This is a genomic window from Fodinicurvata sediminis DSM 21159 (assembly GCF_000420625.1).
Taxonomy (GTDB): domain Bacteria; phylum Pseudomonadota; class Alphaproteobacteria; order Kiloniellales; family DSM-21159; genus Fodinicurvata; species Fodinicurvata sediminis.
Genome location: NZ_ATVH01000011.1, coordinates 386,867 through 402,485, shown reverse-complemented (window position 1 = coordinate 402,485; position 15,619 = coordinate 386,867). Strand labels below are relative to the sequence as shown.

Genomic DNA, 15,619 nt, shown 5'->3' with positions numbered 1-15,619 from the left:
GCCCTTGGCTCCACCTACCTGGGATTCCTCGCATCCGGCCCCTGTCCCTCGCCGCTGCCTACATCATCCTCCACCAGAGCCAAGCCCGTTGTGTCCAGTGGCGGGCGCTCTTCGTGCCTGGACAGGTTTTGGGATTCATACTCCTTGCCGCTCGCAACCAGCCCAGCTATGACCAGCAGAAGAACGGCCCAGAGGATCAGTGGGCCAGCACTCCTGTCCGCCCTGAAGCGACGGAACCCCCACCAGGTCAATGGCACAAGTGCAGGAACGAACGCCCCGCCAAGCGCGGCCCCAATCATTCTGGCGTTTCCGTACGGCCCGCCCCCGTCATAGGGAAAGGCACTCAGGGTGCCAAGGCCGAGACTGCCCGCGACCAGAACCGCAGCAAGAACAATTGCCGTCCTGCGGCTGCCCGTATTGCCCTCTCTGTCGGCACGCCCTTCTCTGCGGAATGCCCCTTCGCTCCGTGGTGGCGGTAAATTTTCCGGCTCGGCAGGATTCATCCCGATTCCCCCTTTGGCGCACTGCCCAGGTAGCCGTTGGCGTCCAGCCATTCGTAAAGCGCCCGGCGAACGACCTCTGGGCGCGTCGGGATGTCACTCTGTTCCCGACGATGGGCGTCAATCGCCTCTATCGCCTCGCGCTCCAGGCGAACCGTTACCGGGGATGTATCTGCCCTGGGCCGCCCCCTTTTTGATTTTTCAGTGTTATTAATTGACATCATGGCTTTATAATGTCATAAAATTGCAGGCCGGGCAAGGCGGTGGTGCGCCGAGCCCAGCCCTAACCCAAGGCAAAAGGAGCGGCCTCATGCCAAGAGCTGATATCGAAACTACCACAGATCCTTTTGAGCAGTCACGGTGCAGGGGTGCACTGGAGACGGCCGGAAGAACCAGCCGCGTCGGCGCGGACATGATTCGCCTGATTGATGCCGTCGATGCAATGGAGCAGCGCCTGAGGGCTGAGGGTTACGGCTCCGACCGCATCATGGGCCCGCTGCGCGATGGTGTCTCGGACACATGGGACCTGATCGACAGTGCGTTGGCCCGGGGAGATGCGTAATGCCCCAGAAGACAGCACGGATCGAGCTGCCGGATGTGACGATGGAGCAGCATCATCTGTATCTGGTGGGCACGGCCCCGCTCATCGTTCATGCCTTCCCGGAAAAGGCACGGCGCCAGATGCTGGACAAACAGATGAAGCTGTCGCGCGGCGGGCGAGAGGCGCGTGACCCTTATGCGGAGGTCGAGGCCTGCCGTTACAGGCTGCCCGATGGGCGGGACGGCTTCCCGGCGGTTGGGTTCAAATCCGCCGCGGTGACGGCCTGCACCTCATTGGGCGATGTGACCAAGATTGCGGCCCGCCAGGCCTTCCGTGTGATCGGCCTGCCCATGAATGCGCCGGGAACCCTGGACGGCTCTTTGGTGCGAACGGCATTGGTGCCGCTTTTCGCCCCGGAGCCGACCATTCGAGAGGACGTCGTTCGCTTGGCCGGCCCCTCTCGCTCGGCGGAAATGCGTTACCGCCCGGAATACCCGGCCTGGGGCGTCGTTCTGCAGCTTGTTCTGAACCCCAGGGTCATCTCGATCAGCCAGGCGGCGACGATGTTTCAGGCGGCCGGCCATGGGGTCGGCGTTGGGGACTACAGGCCGGAACGGGACGGGGATGCCGGAACCTTCGAGGTGGTGTCCCGGGCGGAATTCGAGGAATGGAGGAAGGAGGCGGGGCTATGAATTTCCAATGGGCCGAAGGCTTCCACGCGCCCAAGGGTGTTTCCGCGGATGAGGTGAAGGAGGCCCTTGAGGCGCTTCCCGAACCCTCCCCGGATGCCCTTCTGGAGGCGAGCAAGGATACTGCGCACCCCCTTCATCACGACCTCTGGAGCGAGGGGGATCAGGCCTGGGCTCAACGGGGGCGGCTGGAGCGGTGCAGACGCATCATCGGGGCCGTGCAGGAGGTCGTTGTCTCGGGCAATCGCAGCGTCTCCATCCGTGCCGTCGAGTACGTGCGGCCCAACGGGGAGGGGCGCTGGGCCACGCTGAACACCATTCGGAGCGATCCGGATTTGCTTGACGCATACCTGGCGGAAGCGGAGCGGTATATGGAGCAGGCCTCGGCCAAGTTCCGCCGTGTCCGTGATATGATGAAGGAGCGGGCGGCCGAGAACGACTGACCCGCAGCGGTTACGCCGAGAGTTCCGGATCCAACCTCGGGCCGTCCTCAGGGCGGGCACATGGCAGGCTAGGTACGGCCGGGCTAGGCGGGGCACGGCGAGACTTGTCTAGGCAGGCATGGCACGGCTTGATTTGGCATGCTTGGGCACGGCACGTCAGGCTAGACAGTAACGCCGAAGAAGAGTGCGGCCGGGAGCGATTCTGGCCGCACTTTCTGTTTCTGCCTAAGGCCCTTTCTATGGGGTAGCGTAACATATCAACACATCAACAAGTGTACACATGTTGTTGATAATGAGATAGTTACGCAAAATTCTGTAAATCTTCTTGCCCATTGCGTAACTGGAAGTTACTCTTTTGGTCAGCTACAGGCGCAGGGTGGAGCAAACGGTAGCTCGGGAGGTTCATATGGGAGTTTGATGTGCCGTATTCTTGTGCTGAAAAGAGACGCGCTTACGCAAAAAAGCACTATCGAGAAAACAAGAAAAAATATATCGAAACTGCCGCCCGGAAGAAGAAAGAGCACTACGCTCGCGCCAGGAAGGAAATATGGGATTACTTGCTCGATAATCCGTGTGTGGATTGTGGGGAAAATGACCCAATTATTCTTGAGTTCGATCACAGGCCTGACTGCGATAAATCTTTCAATATTGGGAAGGCTGTAAGTTCAGGATACTCCATAAGGCGAATATTTGAAGAAATTTCAAAATGTGAGGTTCGGTGCGCAAACTGTCACCGGAGAGTCACCCACAAAAGCAGGGGCTGGTATTCGCCGTAAATAACCAGCCCTCCTGCAACCAGCTTTCGGGGGACCAGATGAAATACATTCCGCGCGGCATCCGCTGCAACAATCCCGGAAACATCAGGATAGGCGACCCCTGGGAGGGGCTTCTGGAGGCCCCCGCCGATTTCAGGCGATCCTATGGCCTTGTTCCGGCGGTCAAGCGCCACCTGGAGGAAAAATACGACCTGATGGACATAGCGCCGGAGGACAGTGAGTTCTGCGTCTTCATGGCGCCCGAGTACGGCATCCGCGCAATCGCCCGCATCCTCATCACCTACCAGGACCGCCGCAAGGCCAACGATGGCAGCGATATCGACACGGTGCGCGAGATCATCGAGCGCTGGGCGCCGGCAAGCGAGAACAACGTGGACGCCTATGCCTCGCACGTCCGTGAGCGCATGGGGCTGGACGAGGGCGAGAAGATCCCCGACGTGAAGCACTACGCCGTCATGCGCCCCCTGGTGAAGTCGATCATCGCCCACGAGAACGGCCCGCCGCCGAAGGGCGCTGACTGGTATCGGGACCGCATCATCGACAAGGGGCTCATGCTCGCCGGCATCGACGTGCCCCAGCGCAGCCTGGACCGCAAGGACGCGGACAAGGCGATCAAGACGGCCGCCGCCAGTGGCACGGCCGCCGGTGGCATCGAGGCCATCGGCAAGTCCGTGGACGCCGTTGCGCCGGCCTTCCCTCTGCTCAACACCCTGGCGCAGTACGCGCCGCTGGCGCTCCTGGGCGTTGCGGCAGGTTCCGTGGCGCTGTGGCTGTATCTCAGGAACAGGTGACGATATGCCTTCTCCGACCGACGGGATCGCACAAGCCTTCATGATCCTCTACGCCATTGCGGCTGTGGTTCTGGCCCTCATCGCGCTTGCGATATGCTGGGCCGTTGATGCCTGGCTTGTCGGCATTCCGGTGTGGCTATGGATCGGCGCCCCTGTCATGGCGGCCGCTGTTCCGTTCGTTGGCAGCTATATTGCCAACCGAGTTCTTTGAGGCTGCTATGCACACGCCGTCTCAGCGCCGGAAATACACAATCGCGCTCTGGTCCCTGAGTGTAGGCTGCGCCGCAACGGCCCTTGCTCTTCTGGTCTGCCTTGTACTGTGGGCCGGGTGGCAGTGGTGGCTGGCCGCGTTCGCGCCCTTCATCGTTAGTATCCTCGTTGCGTTTCTGGCGATCACGAACTGGAGCGGACACCCATGAGCGCCCTTATCGCACAATTTCTGCCCTACATCATCGCCGCCCTGGGCGCCCTGGGCGCCTATTTCGGCGTGCGCCGGGCCGGGCGGAAAGACGGCATCCAGGAGGAAAAGGCCCGGCAGCAGGAGAGAGAAAATGCCAGCAGGAACAGTCAAAGGGATGCGGCTGCTCGCTATCGCCGCGATGGCGGGGCTTACAGCAGCTTGCGGGACGAAGGCTACTAGCACCGGCATCGCCAAGCCGGAACTCAAGACCTATCCCGGCGACATGCAGCAAAAGGCCGCGGATGAGCTGGAGGCCCTGCCGCCGCCCTGTCCGGTGAGCGGACCCTATGCTGGCTGTTCCGTTTTGCGCGTTTTCATCGAGGATTTTGGCGAACTGCGTTCTCGTATCCGTGCAAGTAATAGTCGCAACTAACTGTAATAATTAAACTTTAATCTCGATTAAACAGGGTGCTACTGTCCATCTTATTCGTATGCTGGTTGTATATTACAAATATACACTGGCATTTCTCGGGAGACCAACAACGATCCATGGGGGTGGAATATGTTCGAGAGGTTGATGTTTGCGCGGCGGCTTCGTGCGTCACGGATCGCCACGGGGTATTATGAGGATGGGGATTTTGCCGAGGATCTTGGGGTCGATCCCGAGATATACAGGCAGGTGGAAGACGGCACACGAGACCCCGGCCTCGATCTTGTAGTCTTCGCAGCCAAGCTGACAGACCGCAGCACCGATTTTCTTCTCACGGGTCGCAGCCCCAGCCGCGAATAATCAGCGCAGCACGCCGACTCCTTCCGTTTCCGTCACAATCCGCGCCACAGCATCCGCCCAGGCCTCCAGGGCTTCGGCCATTTCCTCGTAATAGAGGTGGTGGTCATAGTCCTTGCCCGATCCGCGCTTGGGGGCATGGTCCAGCAGCAAATCGCGCACGTCGGATGACACCTTGAGGCCCGCCATGCGGGTTTCGACGGTGTGCCGGCAGGCGTGAAAGATGAAGTCCTGGATGCCGGAACGCGCCCGTATCTCGTCGATCAGGGGCGAGCCGGCGTCCAGGTGGCTGGCCTTGTGGCGCCCTGGGAAGTAATAGGGGTTGTCCTCACGCGCCGGCAGGCCGGCGAGGATGCGCTGCGCCAGGCCGGGCAGGGGGATGGCATGGGCACGCTTGTTGCCCTTCTTGCGGCGTGCGTCCCGGGGCGGCGTCCAGAGCCAGGTTTCGTCCACCTCGTCGCGGCGCATGGCAGACACCTTGCCGCGACGTTTCCCGGTCAACAGCAGCAGCTTGAGGAAGGCGCCCGCTGCTCGGCCTGTGGGCATCCTGGGATCGGCCGCCATTTCGTTGGCGGTGCGCCACAGCGCGCGGATCTCGTCGTCGGTGAACACCCGGTCGCGCGATTCCTCGCCGTCCCAGGGCCGGCGCAGGCCCAGCATGGGAGAGGCGGGCACCTTCTCGATGCCGGGCTCCGCACACCATGAGAAGAAGGTCTGCAGGTAAGAAAAGGTCCGGTTGGCGAGATAGGGGCGGGGCTTCAGCTTCTTCTCGGGGTCGCCGTCGCGTATCTGTTCCAGTCGCTTCCTGATATCGGCCGCCGTGATCTCCTGCAGGGTGCGTTTCTTCCAGGGCTTGCCTTCGGCCAGCAGGGTGCGCCTCACCTCGTCGGCGGTCGCATTGCCCTTGCGGCCCTTCTGCTCGCGCGTGATATAGTCCTCGACGGCCTGGGGGAAGGTCTCGCCCGCCGGTGCGCTGCGCGTGGTCTGACGCGCGGCTGCAGGATCTTCGCCCCGGCGCACCTTTTCCAGCATGTCCCTGGCGATCTCGCGGGCGCGATCCGGCACCATCTCGTCACAGCGCGCGATCTTCACGCGCCGTTCCTTGTTGGCATTGTTCCTATAGTACAGGTGGTAGGTCTTGGCGCCGCCGGGCCAGACGCGGACGTGGAAGCCGCGCAGGGTCTCGTCGCGCAGCTCGATCAAGCGGTCGCCTGGTTTGGTGCCCTCGATGAGGGTCTTTGTCAGTCGTGGCATGTGGCCCCTCCGGTCGCAGCGCGGTCGCACATCGGTCGCAACAGAGGCAAACAGTGATGAACGAAACGCAACGTTTCGAGAGGGCAGAATTGGCCGGAAAGGCCAGGTTTCGCAACGCTTTTCAACGTGGCGTAACGTTTAGTAACGTCCTGAAATCAGCAGCTTTTTTGACTTTTAATCAGTAGGTCACAGGTTCGAACCCTGTCGGGCTCACCATTCTAGTATTTTCAATAGCTTGGAAAAAGATTCTCACTTAGGCGTTTCGTTCGTTCTCTGCAACTGAACAAAGCTAAGTGGCGAGCAAAGATACACTGATCTCGTTCCTAAACAACTTTCACGTTTAAATGGGCGAGAAAATATCACCTTGATCGATAAAAAATATGTCAATTCAAGACATAATACGATTATCATAAAAGAAATAATAAAAAGAACATCCAAACAGGGGAGGGGTGTATGGATTGCGAGCCTTGCGACGAAAAGGCTGTGCACAGGAGCACACAGACCGGTGTGTTGCACGATCCAGTAGGCACGGAAAATGCCCTCTGGGACAGCTTGTCCACCTGCTACAGCCTGATCGCAGCGGAACTTCGGCTCCGCTTGCGGCAACACTATGCGATGACCTTGCCACGGTACGAAGCGATGGCTGTGCTGAGTCGGTATGAAGATGGCTTGCCCATGGGCGAATTGAGCCGGTGCCTGATGGTGTCAAATGGAAACATCACTGGCATTACGGACCGCCTGGTCGCCGACGGATTGGTCAGCCGCCTTTCAGTCCCGAACGACAGGCGTACGCACTTCATCAAGCTGACGCGTAAAGGCCGAGATAGCTTCAACAGGATTTCCGACTCATACAATAGCTGGCTGGAAGAGTTGCTGGATGGTATCTCGGCCAAGCAAAGCAAGGATCTGGAAAGACTGCTTCAGGTGGTGCGGACTTCCGTCAATAAGCGTTCTCTCGTTGAACCCTGACGCGACCTGGTTCAGTTCTCTTTCGGGCCCGCAGCGCCTATCGGCATCACCTTCACTTCAACTTGAATGGTCCCCGCCTTTTCAAAGGTAAGGTTCAAGGGAAAGCTTTGGCCTTGTTGCAGTGGTGTTTCGAGCTGAAACAGCATGACATGGTCGCCGCCGGGGGCCAGTTCGACGGTTTCCTCCGCGGGCAGGTCGATGGAGTCGACCTGTCGCATACGCATGACACCTTCTTCATGAAGATGCGTGTGAAGTTCAGAGGTTTGCGCAATATCCGTTTGTGCCGCGACCAGACGATCAGCTTGATCGGAGCTGTTGCGGATTGTCAGGAAGGCAGCTGCCGTTTCCGTTCTTCCGGCTGAGGCTCTGGCCCAAGGATTAAGCACTTCCAGATCACTTGCAGTGAGGCTTTCTGCGCTTGCAGTCAAAGAGGTCAGAAACAGAAAAACGGTCAGATTGGCTGTGATGAAAGCTTTGAGCATTCTGGCTTAATCCTGTTGATCGATGCTTTACCATCGCCTGACGAACCCGATTGGTAAAGCCACCGTGGCGTCTTGACGCGAAGCAGCCGGATACGACTGAAAAGTCTTGTGATAACAGGTCGCTCGTTCTTCCATGTAGCCATCCAATCTTGGTCAAGAAATCGGCTTGGCCGTGACGAAAGCGTTTTCCTGGGCTATCAGGGCAAGTGAGATTGTGGAATGAGGACAGCATGACAGTTGCACTCCAAGAAGATCGGTTGAACGCGGGGCAGCACAAGATTCTCGATGGACGGAAGCTTGGCCGCGATATCCGGGACGCCGTGGCGGATGAGGCGCGCAAGCTGGAAGGGGATGGTTGGTCGCCCCGGCTGGTTTCCATTGCGGTGGGCGATACCGATGCTGCGAAACTCTATATCAGGAATCAGCGCCGAGTGGCCGAGCAGACGGGGATTGCATTCGAGGAGCGATTCTATTCCGACAAGGTGACCCAGGAGGAAATGCTGGCTGCGATTCGATCCCTGAATGCCGATCCGCGTGTAAGCGGCATCATCTTGCAGCGTCCTGTTCCCCAACATCTTTCCATCAAGCAATTGCAATCGGCCATCCATCCCTTGAAGGACGTGGAGGGTATGCATCCAGCCTCCATAGGGAATATCGTCTATAACGAACTGGCTTTGGGGCCCTGCACATCGGTTGCATCCGTCGAACTGCTCAAGGCCACGGGCTTGAACCTGGAGGGATTGGAAGTCGTTGTCATTGGCCACTCTGAGATTGTCGGAAAGCCCATAGCTTTTCTGCTGATGAGTGAGGGAGCCACTGTAACTGTCTGTCATCACATGACTCGAAACCTGTCAGTCCATTCCCGACAGGCCGATGCGGTTTTCGTTGCGGTCGGCAAGCCACAGCTGATTACGGGATCCATGATCAAGCCTGGAGCGGCCGTCATCGATATCGGGATCAATCAGGTTCATGAATCCGATGGAGCTTCGCGTGTTGTGGGCGATGCCGATTATGAAAGCTGTCATGAGGTTGCCGGATGGATCACACCCGTGCCGGGAGGCGTCGGGCCAGTTACGGTTTCCATTTTGATGCGGAACACACTGACGGCTTTGAAGCTGCAGCGGCAGCATTATGAATCGCAATTCGGGCGCGAAGTCGTGTGATCACCAATGGCCTTTTTGCGCGGCAGCTTGCTTGCCTGAATCGCAGCAGGGCTTTTCCGAACGCAGGATGGTCCCCATCTGTGCTAGGAAATTCATTAGTCAATATTCGTTAAGACCATAAGGGAGACTGACCATGTCCGCAGTAAGTGCAGCAGAGAAGACCTCTGCGCCGCAGTTGAAAGATGCCAAGCTTTTTCGCCAGGAAGCCTATATCAACGGAGAATGGGTTGGCGCAGACAGTGGCAAGACGAGCGAGGTGACCAACCCCGCGACGTCGGACGTCCTGGGTACAATCCCGTATATGGGAGCCAATGAGACCCGGCGTGCCATCGAAGCGGCCAACAAGGCCTGGCCGGCTTGGCGTGCCAAGACGGCCAAGGAGCGCGCAGGAATTCTGCGCAAATGGTTCGATCTCGTCATGGAGAATCAGGAAGACCTGGCTACCCTGATGACAGTCGAGCAGGGCAAGCCGCTTGCTGAGGCACGTGGTGAAATCGCCTATGGCGCTTCCTTTATCGAGTGGTTCTCGGAAGAGGCGCGTCGGATTTACGGTGATGTCATCCCGGCACACCAGTCCGACAAGCGGATCATGGTCATCAAGCAGCCGATTGGTGTTGTTGGGGCCATTACGCCCTGGAACTTCCCCAACGCAATGATCACGCGCAAGGCTGCGCCGGCATTGGCGGCAGGCTGTCCCATCGTGCTCAAGCCGGCCGAGCAGACGCCTTATTCCGCGCTCGCCCTGGCCGAATTGGCTGAGCGCGCCGGAATTCCAGCCGGTATTTTCAATGTAGTGACCGGCAAGGCCTCCGATATCGGTGGCGAGATGACATCGAACAAGACTGTCCGCAAACTGTCTTTCACGGGGTCCACTGAAGTGGGCAAGCTGCTGATGCGGCAGTCTGCCGACAGCATCAAGAAGCTGTCCCTCGAATTGGGGGGCAATGCCTCCTTCATCGTTTTTGATGACGCTGACCTGGATGCAGCTGTCGAAGGGGCGATGATGAGCAAGTTCCGCAACACCGGACAGACCTGTGTCTGTGCGAACCGGATCTATGTTCAGGACGGTGTCTACGATGCCTTTGCCGCCAAGTTCGGTGAAAAGATCAAGTCCCTGAAGGTGGGCTATGGCCTGGAAGATGGTGTTGCCCAGGGGCCGCTGATCGACCAGCCGGCCCTGGAGAAGGTTGAGGAGCACGTTTCCGACGCTGTTTCCAAGGGTGCAGAGGTCAAGGTTGGCGGCAAGCGTCATGAGCTTGGCGGGACTTTCTTCGAGCCGACCCTGATGACGGGTGTGACCCGGCAGATGAAAGTTGCCGAAGAGGAGACTTTCGGTCCGGTGGCACCGCTGTTCAGGTTCAAGACCGAGGAAGAGGTTATCGAGCAGGCCAATGATACCCCCTTCGGTCTGGCAAGCTATTTCTATGCCCGCGATGTCGGTCGTATCTGGCGAGTCGGGGAAGGCCTGGAAACGGGTATTGTCGGCATCAATACCGGAATCATATCCACGGAAGTGGCACCCTTCGGCGGTGTTAAGGAATCGGGACTGGGTCGTGAAGGGTCCAAGTACGGAATCGAGGACTTCCTGGAAATGAAGTATCTCTGTGTTGGTGGAATCTGAATTCTGCTGAAATACATTGGGCGAATCCAGTCTATGGATTCGCCCGATTTGTGTGCAGATTCTGCAGGCCAACCCAGATAACTATGGGTATTCGTGAGAACCAGGGGGACCAATGACCAGCTATGACTATGACCTCTTCGTGATCGGAGCTGGTTCCGGTGGTGTGAGGGCCGCCCGGATGTCGGCGAGCCATGGGGCACGTGTCGCCATTGCAGAGGAACGGCATTTTGGCGGAACCTGCGTCAATATCGGTTGTGTGCCGAAGAAGTTGATGGTCTATGCCAGCCACTTTGGCGAAGATTTCAAGGACGCTGCCGGTTATGGCTGGACACTCGGAAAGCCCGACTTTGACTGGGAAACCTTGATCACCAACAAGGATCGGGAAATTTCCCGCCTGAACGGCATCTATGAGAAGCTCCTGAACAATGCTGGCGTCGAGATATTCGAAGCGCGGGCCACGCTTCTCGATGATCATACCATTGACGTGGGCGGCAAGCCGGTGACGGCAGCTCACATACTGGTGGCGACAGGCGGTAAACCGGCAGAGGCGGAAATACCTGGGCGCGAGTTGACCATTGTCTCTGACGATGTCTTCTATCTGGACAAGCAGCCCGATCGCATATTGATCGTGGGCGGGGGCTATATTGGTGTCGAGTTTTCCGGCGTTTTCAATGGCCTGGGCAGCAAGACAACGCTCGTGCATCGTGGCCCTGTTTTCCTGCGGGGCTTTGATGAAGACCTGAGGCATTTCCTGGCTCGGGAAATGGACAGGAAGGGCGTTGCGCTGCGCTTCAACCAAACCATTACCTCCGTAGCCAAAGGAAAGGGCGGACTGACGGCGGAGTTCTCCGATGGTACCCGGGAAGAGTTCGATCAGATCCTCTATGCCGTTGGTCGCATCCCCAACACACAGGGTCTGGGCTTGGAGAATGCAGGTGTTGCCCTGGATGATCGCGGAGCGGTCCAGGTGGATGAGTATTTTCGGTCCAATGTTCCCTCAGTCCTGGCCATAGGCGATGTGACGGACCGCTTGCAGCTGACCCCTGTTGCTTTGGCTGAAGGCATGGCGGTGGCCAGGACTCTGTTCCAGGATTCCCCCAGCCGTGTCGACTACGCGGATATACCCACTGCCGTTTTCAGTCAGCCACCAATCTCGACTGTCGGCCTGACCGAGGAAGAGGCACGGGAACAGTTCGGTAAAGTCGATATCTATCGTGCCGATTTCAGGCCGATGCGTCATACGCTGTCAGGAAACGAAGAGCGTGCTCTCATGAAACTGATCGTGGAGCGCGACAGCGAGCGTGTGTTGGGCGCGCACATGGCAGGAATGGATGCCCCCGAAATCATCCAGGGTGTTGCCATTGCCATCAAGGCCGGTGCGACGAAGGATGTCTTCGATGCCACAATCGGCATTCATCCGACCACGGCTGAGGAGTTCGTCACCATGCGCGAGAAGCAGCCGGAGCCTGGTGCGAGCGAAGCTGCCGAATAGCGGCTGTTACTAAGAATTTGCGTGATTTTGCAAGCGCTTCCCGATTCACGGGGATAAGTGTAGATTTCAAGCAGGCTGCCGTGTGACCTCTAGGGTTATGGTCTGAGCGACAGTCAGGGTCGGAACAGGGTATTGGTCAGCAGGGGGAGGGCTTTGTAATGGATGCGCTTGGCTATGACGCGCTGTTGGTCCTGCTGCTGACCCTGGGTGTTTTTGTTGCCTTCGTGCGCGCCTGGGTTCCTCCTGATATTGTGGCCATCGCGGCAGTCGCTGCGCTCCTGCTGCTTGGCATTCTCTCGACGGAAGAACTGCTCTCGGTCTTCAGCAATAGTGGCCCCATAACTGTGGCCTGCATGTTCGTGTTGAGTGCCGCCTTGGACCGTACCGGGGTTATCGCTTCCGTGGGGCGAAGTGTGACGCAACTGGCCAATCGGTCGCGCGCACTTGCCATTGTGGCACTGCTTATGGGCGTGGTGGTGCTTTCGGGCTTCATCAACAACACACCGGTGGTCGTGGTGCTGACACCGGTGGCGATCGGGCTGGCCCATCATCTGAAATTCCTGCCGTCGAAACTGCTGATCCCTCTGTCCTATGCGGCCATACTCGGTGGCACCTGCACCTTGATCGGAACCTCGACCAACCTGCTCGTGGACGGCGTGGCGCGCAGCAACGGGATGGAGCCCTTCGGGATGTTCGAGATCACAGGGATGGGTCTGATCCTGGCTGTTTGCGGAGGACTCTATCTCTTTCTCGTCGGGCGTTGGTTTTTGCCGAACCGTCAGACACTCAGCGGCCTTTTCACCAATCCCTCGGATCGACGCTTCCTGACCGAGGGCTTGATCACGCATAGCTCCAAACTGATTGGAAAGACCCTTTCAGAAGCTGGGCTGAAGAAGAACCCGAATGCCGATGTGGTCGACATCATTCGAGGTGAGCGCTCCCTCAGGAATGTTCTGGACACGGTGACGCTTGAGCCTGGGGATCGGGTGGTGATCCAGACACATGCCCGGGAAGTGATCGGTCTGCGTGAAACCGGCCAGATGGAGTTTGCCGGGGGCGGAAGTCTTGAACTTGAGCCGATCAGCACGCAACAGCTGATGGTGATCGAGGGTATCGTGGGCCCCGAATCGCGCCTTGTCGGCCGGCAGGTTGCTGACCTGAACCTTCGCCGCCGCTATGGCGTCTACGTCGTGGCGGTTCACCGACAGAACGAGAACCTGACCAGCGCCTTTGACCAGTTGACCCTGAATTTCGGGGACACCTTGCTGCTGGAAGGCCCGCCGGACGGTATCAAGCGCCTGGTCGAGGACAGGATGCTGATCAATCTCAACCAGATGACCGAGCGTCCCGTGCGCCGCCAGAAGGCGCCCTTGGCGCTATTGTCCGTCCTGGCCGTTATGGGCCTGGCCGCATTTAACATCATGCCGATTGCCGGGTTGGCCATTATTGCCGTGGCGGCAGTGGTCCTGCTGGGCTGTGTGCGCCCCGATGAGATCTATGAAGCCATCGAGTGGCGTATCCTGATCCTGATATTCGGGATGCTTGGCTTGGGGATGGCACTGGAAAAGACAGGCGCTGTCGAAGCCATCGTCCAGGGAGCTGTCTATCTGGCGGGGGATTACGGCCCATATGTCATGCTATCGGTCGTCTTCCTGTTGGGCTCGCTGCTGACCGAAATGGTCAGCAACAATGCCGTGGCCGTGATCATGACTCCGATTGCCATTGGTGTTGCCGACAGCCTGGGCGTTGATGCACGGCCTTTCGTGGTGGCGGTCATGTTCGCGGCCAGCGCCAGTTTCGCGACGCCGATCGGATACCAAACGAACACCTTTGTCTATCATGCCGGTGGCTATCGCTACACCGACTTCCTGAAGGTGGGGTTGCCGCTCAATACCATGAACTGGATCCTCGCCAGCTTCCTGATCCCGCTGTTCTGGCCCTTCTGATGTCTGAGGCTTGGTGGGCACGCGATTGCATGGCTGTAGTCTCTGCCTATCTGCGCTGAGATGGCTATCCTGTCGTCAGGTGGAACAGTCTGGGTGTTGGCGATATCCTCCCGGCCCGGGTTGTTTTTCCGAACGATGGGGCCGCCAGGACAGGTTTGATGCTGTCCCTGCCCAGACTGTTTTGAGTGACTCGAAAATAGCCCGGATATTTCGGAAAAATCCCATTTCCTTCTGGATTCGTCGCGGCGTGACGACTAAGACTCGTTAAGGCATTCTTTATGCCGTATTTGCGGCCGGGTTGTGGTCGGCCGATGAACAAGAGTTAAGTCAGGTTTTTGATATGACAAAAGCATGGAGCCCAAGCAGTTGGAGGGACAAGCCCATTCGGCAGGTCCCGAAGTATCCCGATCAAAAGGCGCTGAAGGCGGCCGAGGGAACCCTTCGCAATTACCCGCCGCTGGTTTTTGCTGGCGAAGCACGTCGCTTGAAGGAAGGCCTGGGACAGGTGGTCGATGGTAAGGCTTTTCTGTTGCAGGGGGGAGACTGTGCGGAGAGCTTTGCTGAATTTCACCCCAACAACATCCGCGACACCTTCAAGGTCTTGCTGCAGATGGCCGTTGTGCTGACTTTCGGCGCATCATGCCCGGTCATGAAGGTCGGACGGATGGCAGGACAGTTTGCCAAGCCGCGCTCGGCTGATACCGAAACGCAGGATGGCGTGGAGCTGCCCAGCTATCGTGGTGATATCATCAACGGCATAGACTTCACCGAAGAGGCGCGCCACCCGGATCCGCAGCGCATGCTCCAGGCCTACAACCAGGCCGCGGCCACGTTGAACCTGTTGCGTGCCTTTGCCCAGGGTGGGTTTGCGGACCTTTACAAGGTCCACCAGTGGAACCTGCGCTTCGTGGAAGACAGTGCGCAGGGACAGCGCTATGAAGAGTTGTCCAGCCGCATAGATGAAGCCCTGGCGTTCATGGAGGCCTGCGGAGTCACGCCGCAGACCGTGCAGCAGCTGCGCGAAACGGATTTCTATACCAGTCACGAAGCCCTGCTGCTGCCCTACGAAGAGCCGCTGGCACGGACAGACAGTCTAACAGGGGACTGGTATGCCTGTTCCGCGCATATGCTCTGGATTGGCGATCGTACACGCAACATTGACGAGGCTCATGTCGAATTCCTGAGTGGCGTGAAGAACCCCATAGGAATGAAGTGCGGTCCCGCACTGGATCCCGATGATCTGATCCGCTTGATCGACCGCCTGAATCCCGAGAATGAGAAGGGCCGCCTGACCCTGATTTCCAGGATGGGGCACGAGAAGGTGGAAGATCACCTGCCGGCCCTTGTGCGCCGGGTGCAGAGCGAAGGTCGCAATGTCGTCTGGTCCTGTGATCCCATGCATGGAAACACCATCAAGTCGGGATCCGGTTACAAGACACGCCCCTTCGATCGCGTGTTGTCCGAAGTGCGTCAGTTCTTTGGCGTTCATCGTGCGGAAGGCACCTATGCAGGTGGCGTGCATTTCGAGATGACCGGGCAGGATGTCACTGAGTGCATCGGTGGGGCCCAGGCCATTGATGAAGGCATGCTGGGGGACCGTTATCACACGCATTGTGATCCGCGCCTCAATGCCAGTCAGGCTCTGGAGTTGGCCTTCCTGATTGCTGGTGAACTGAAGGCGGAACGCCAGATGGCTGGTCAGGTGTCGGCCCCTGTTGCCGCCGCGAAATAACACGCTTATCTGCAACTGAAGGCCTGCTTCAGG

At 58.5% G+C, this 15,619-nt stretch carries 18 protein-coding genes; 14 read left to right on the top strand and 4 right to left on the bottom strand.

The window, feature by feature from the left end; translation table 11 throughout:
* Nucleotides 1–14 precede the first annotated feature (14 nt).
* Together G502_RS0103165 and G502_RS21865 are read right to left on the bottom strand one after the other, a co-directional pair.
* Nucleotides 15–503: a voltage-gated chloride channel family protein gene (locus G502_RS0103165; RefSeq protein ID WP_022727207.1), complete on the bottom strand. Its 489-nt coding sequence runs from the start codon at nucleotides 501–503 to the stop codon at nucleotides 15–17.
* Nucleotides 500–724 (bottom strand): ribbon-helix-helix domain-containing protein, encoded by a 225-nt coding sequence (locus tag G502_RS21865; RefSeq protein WP_081649659.1) that lies wholly within the window; start codon nucleotides 722–724, stop codon nucleotides 500–502. The genes G502_RS0103165 and G502_RS21865 overlap by 4 nt, the downstream gene beginning before the upstream one ends.
* A 188-nt stretch (nucleotides 725–912) precedes the next feature.
* Between G502_RS21865 and G502_RS22210 the strand changes: the two genes are divergently transcribed.
* The 8 genes from G502_RS22210 to G502_RS0103115 all read left to right on the top strand — a co-directional run bounded on the left by G502_RS22210 (nucleotide 913) and on the right by G502_RS0103115 (nucleotide 4,930).
* Complete coding sequence (locus tag G502_RS22210; RefSeq protein ID WP_155957777.1) at nucleotides 913–1,062, top strand: hypothetical protein; 150 nt, start codon at nucleotides 913–915, stop codon at nucleotides 1,060–1,062.
* A complete protein-coding gene (locus G502_RS0103155) occupies nucleotides 1,062–1,733 on the top strand; it encodes a hypothetical protein (protein ID WP_022727205.1) in 672 nt (223 codons plus the stop codon). The genes G502_RS22210 and G502_RS0103155 overlap by 1 nt, the downstream gene beginning before the upstream one ends.
* Nucleotides 1,730–2,173 carry a hypothetical protein gene (locus tag G502_RS0103150; protein WP_022727204.1) on the top strand — a complete coding sequence of 148 codons (444 nt, stop codon included), beginning with the start codon at nucleotides 1,730–1,732 and terminating at the stop codon, nucleotides 2,171–2,173. Before G502_RS0103155 ends, G502_RS0103150 begins: the two co-directional genes overlap by 4 nt.
* Nucleotides 2,174–2,987: 814 nt before the next feature.
* Complete coding sequence (locus G502_RS18415; RefSeq protein ID WP_022727203.1) at nucleotides 2,988–3,740, top strand: hypothetical protein; 753 nt, start codon at nucleotides 2,988–2,990, stop codon at nucleotides 3,738–3,740.
* A gap of 4 nt (nucleotides 3,741–3,744) precedes the next feature.
* Nucleotides 3,745–3,951 carry a hypothetical protein gene (locus G502_RS0103135; RefSeq protein ID WP_022727202.1) on the top strand — a complete coding sequence of 69 codons (207 nt, stop codon included), beginning with the start codon at nucleotides 3,745–3,747 and terminating at the stop codon, nucleotides 3,949–3,951.
* A gap of 204 nt (nucleotides 3,952–4,155) precedes the next feature.
* Nucleotides 4,156–4,380, top strand: coding sequence for a hypothetical protein (locus G502_RS18410; RefSeq protein ID WP_022727200.1), 225 nt, complete (start codon nucleotides 4,156–4,158; stop codon nucleotides 4,378–4,380).
* Complete coding sequence (locus G502_RS22355; RefSeq protein WP_162140939.1) at nucleotides 4,316–4,573, top strand: hypothetical protein; 258 nt, start codon at nucleotides 4,316–4,318, stop codon at nucleotides 4,571–4,573. The genes G502_RS18410 and G502_RS22355 overlap by 65 nt, the downstream gene beginning before the upstream one ends.
* Before the next feature lie 129 nt (nucleotides 4,574–4,702).
* A complete protein-coding gene (locus tag G502_RS0103115; RefSeq protein ID WP_022727198.1) occupies nucleotides 4,703–4,930 on the top strand; it encodes a helix-turn-helix domain-containing protein in 228 nt (75 codons plus the stop codon).
* On the opposite strand, the gene G502_RS0103110 is transcribed toward G502_RS0103115, so the two are convergent.
* Complete coding sequence (locus G502_RS0103110) at nucleotides 4,931–6,181, bottom strand: tyrosine-type recombinase/integrase (protein WP_022727197.1); 1,251 nt, start codon at nucleotides 6,179–6,181, stop codon at nucleotides 4,931–4,933.
* 507 nt (nucleotides 6,182–6,688) lie between these two features.
* Here G502_RS0103110 and G502_RS0103105 point away from each other — a divergent pair.
* The gene (locus tag G502_RS0103105; RefSeq protein ID WP_026989009.1) at nucleotides 6,689–7,150 is read left to right on the top strand and encodes a MarR family winged helix-turn-helix transcriptional regulator; all 462 of its coding nucleotides are present in this window, start codon (nucleotides 6,689–6,691) and stop codon (nucleotides 7,148–7,150) included.
* A gap of 11 nt (nucleotides 7,151–7,161) precedes the next feature.
* Here G502_RS0103105 and G502_RS0103100 read toward each other — a convergent pair whose 3' ends face one another.
* Complete coding sequence (locus G502_RS0103100) at nucleotides 7,162–7,632, bottom strand: copper chaperone PCu(A)C (protein WP_022727195.1); 471 nt, start codon at nucleotides 7,630–7,632, stop codon at nucleotides 7,162–7,164.
* A gap of 230 nt (nucleotides 7,633–7,862) precedes the next feature.
* Here G502_RS0103100 and G502_RS0103095 point away from each other — a divergent pair, with 230 nt between their 5' ends.
* The 5 genes from G502_RS0103095 (at nucleotide 7,863) to G502_RS0103075 (ending at nucleotide 15,586) form a co-directional block, all read left to right on the top strand.
* On the top strand, nucleotides 7,863–8,795 hold the full coding sequence (locus tag G502_RS0103095) for a bifunctional 5,10-methylenetetrahydrofolate dehydrogenase/5,10-methenyltetrahydrofolate cyclohydrolase (protein WP_051152025.1): 933 nt from the start codon (nucleotides 7,863–7,865) through the stop codon (nucleotides 8,793–8,795).
* Between the two features lie 133 nt (nucleotides 8,796–8,928).
* The gene (gabD, locus tag G502_RS0103090) at nucleotides 8,929–10,416 is read left to right on the top strand and encodes an NADP-dependent succinate-semialdehyde dehydrogenase (RefSeq protein WP_022727193.1); all 1,488 of its coding nucleotides are present in this window, start codon (nucleotides 8,929–8,931) and stop codon (nucleotides 10,414–10,416) included.
* A 112-nt stretch (nucleotides 10,417–10,528) separates the two neighbouring features.
* Nucleotides 10,529–11,908 (top strand): glutathione-disulfide reductase, encoded by a 1,380-nt coding sequence (gene gor, locus G502_RS0103085; protein ID WP_022727192.1) that lies wholly within the window; start codon nucleotides 10,529–10,531, stop codon nucleotides 11,906–11,908.
* 158 nt (nucleotides 11,909–12,066) lie between these two features.
* On the top strand, nucleotides 12,067–13,854 hold the full coding sequence (locus G502_RS0103080) for an SLC13 family permease (protein WP_022727191.1): 1,788 nt from the start codon (nucleotides 12,067–12,069) through the stop codon (nucleotides 13,852–13,854).
* A gap of 340 nt (nucleotides 13,855–14,194) precedes the next feature.
* Entirely contained in the window at nucleotides 14,195–15,586 is a 1,392-nt protein-coding gene (locus G502_RS0103075) for a class II 3-deoxy-7-phosphoheptulonate synthase (RefSeq protein ID WP_022727190.1), read from the top strand.
* Nucleotides 15,587–15,619 lie beyond the last annotated feature (33 nt).

Coding starts and splice junctions, on each gene's coding strand:
- G502_RS22210 (WP_155957777.1), top strand. CDS start 913: ATGATTCGCCTGATTGATGCCGTCGATGCAATGGAGCAGCGCCTGAGG.
- gabD (WP_022727193.1), top strand. CDS start 8,929: ATGTCCGCAGTAAGTGCAGCAGAGAAGACCTCTGCGCCGCAGTTGAAA.
- G502_RS0103165 (WP_022727207.1), bottom strand. CDS start 503: ATGAATCCTGCCGAGCCGGAAAATTTACCGCCACCACGGAGCGAAGGG.
- G502_RS0103095 (WP_051152025.1), top strand. CDS start 7,863: ATGACAGTTGCACTCCAAGAAGATCGGTTGAACGCGGGGCAGCACAAG.
- G502_RS0103080 (WP_022727191.1), top strand. CDS start 12,067: ATGGATGCGCTTGGCTATGACGCGCTGTTGGTCCTGCTGCTGACCCTG.
- G502_RS0103100 (WP_022727195.1), bottom strand. CDS start 7,632: ATGCTCAAAGCTTTCATCACAGCCAATCTGACCGTTTTTCTGTTTCTG.
- G502_RS0103110 (WP_022727197.1), bottom strand. CDS start 6,181: ATGCCACGACTGACAAAGACCCTCATCGAGGGCACCAAACCAGGCGAC.
- G502_RS0103135 (WP_022727202.1), top strand. CDS start 3,745: ATGCCTTCTCCGACCGACGGGATCGCACAAGCCTTCATGATCCTCTAC.
- G502_RS21865 (WP_081649659.1), bottom strand. CDS start 724: ATGATGTCAATTAATAACACTGAAAAATCAAAAAGGGGGCGGCCCAGG.
- G502_RS22355 (WP_162140939.1), top strand. CDS start 4,316: ATGCGGCTGCTCGCTATCGCCGCGATGGCGGGGCTTACAGCAGCTTGC.
- G502_RS0103075 (WP_022727190.1), top strand. CDS start 14,195: ATGACAAAAGCATGGAGCCCAAGCAGTTGGAGGGACAAGCCCATTCGG.
- G502_RS18415 (WP_022727203.1), top strand. CDS start 2,988: ATGAAATACATTCCGCGCGGCATCCGCTGCAACAATCCCGGAAACATC.
- gor (WP_022727192.1), top strand. CDS start 10,529: ATGACCAGCTATGACTATGACCTCTTCGTGATCGGAGCTGGTTCCGGT.
- G502_RS0103115 (WP_022727198.1), top strand. CDS start 4,703: ATGTTCGAGAGGTTGATGTTTGCGCGGCGGCTTCGTGCGTCACGGATC.
- G502_RS0103150 (WP_022727204.1), top strand. CDS start 1,730: ATGAATTTCCAATGGGCCGAAGGCTTCCACGCGCCCAAGGGTGTTTCC.
- G502_RS0103155 (WP_022727205.1), top strand. CDS start 1,062: ATGCCCCAGAAGACAGCACGGATCGAGCTGCCGGATGTGACGATGGAG.
- G502_RS18410 (WP_022727200.1), top strand. CDS start 4,156: ATGAGCGCCCTTATCGCACAATTTCTGCCCTACATCATCGCCGCCCTG.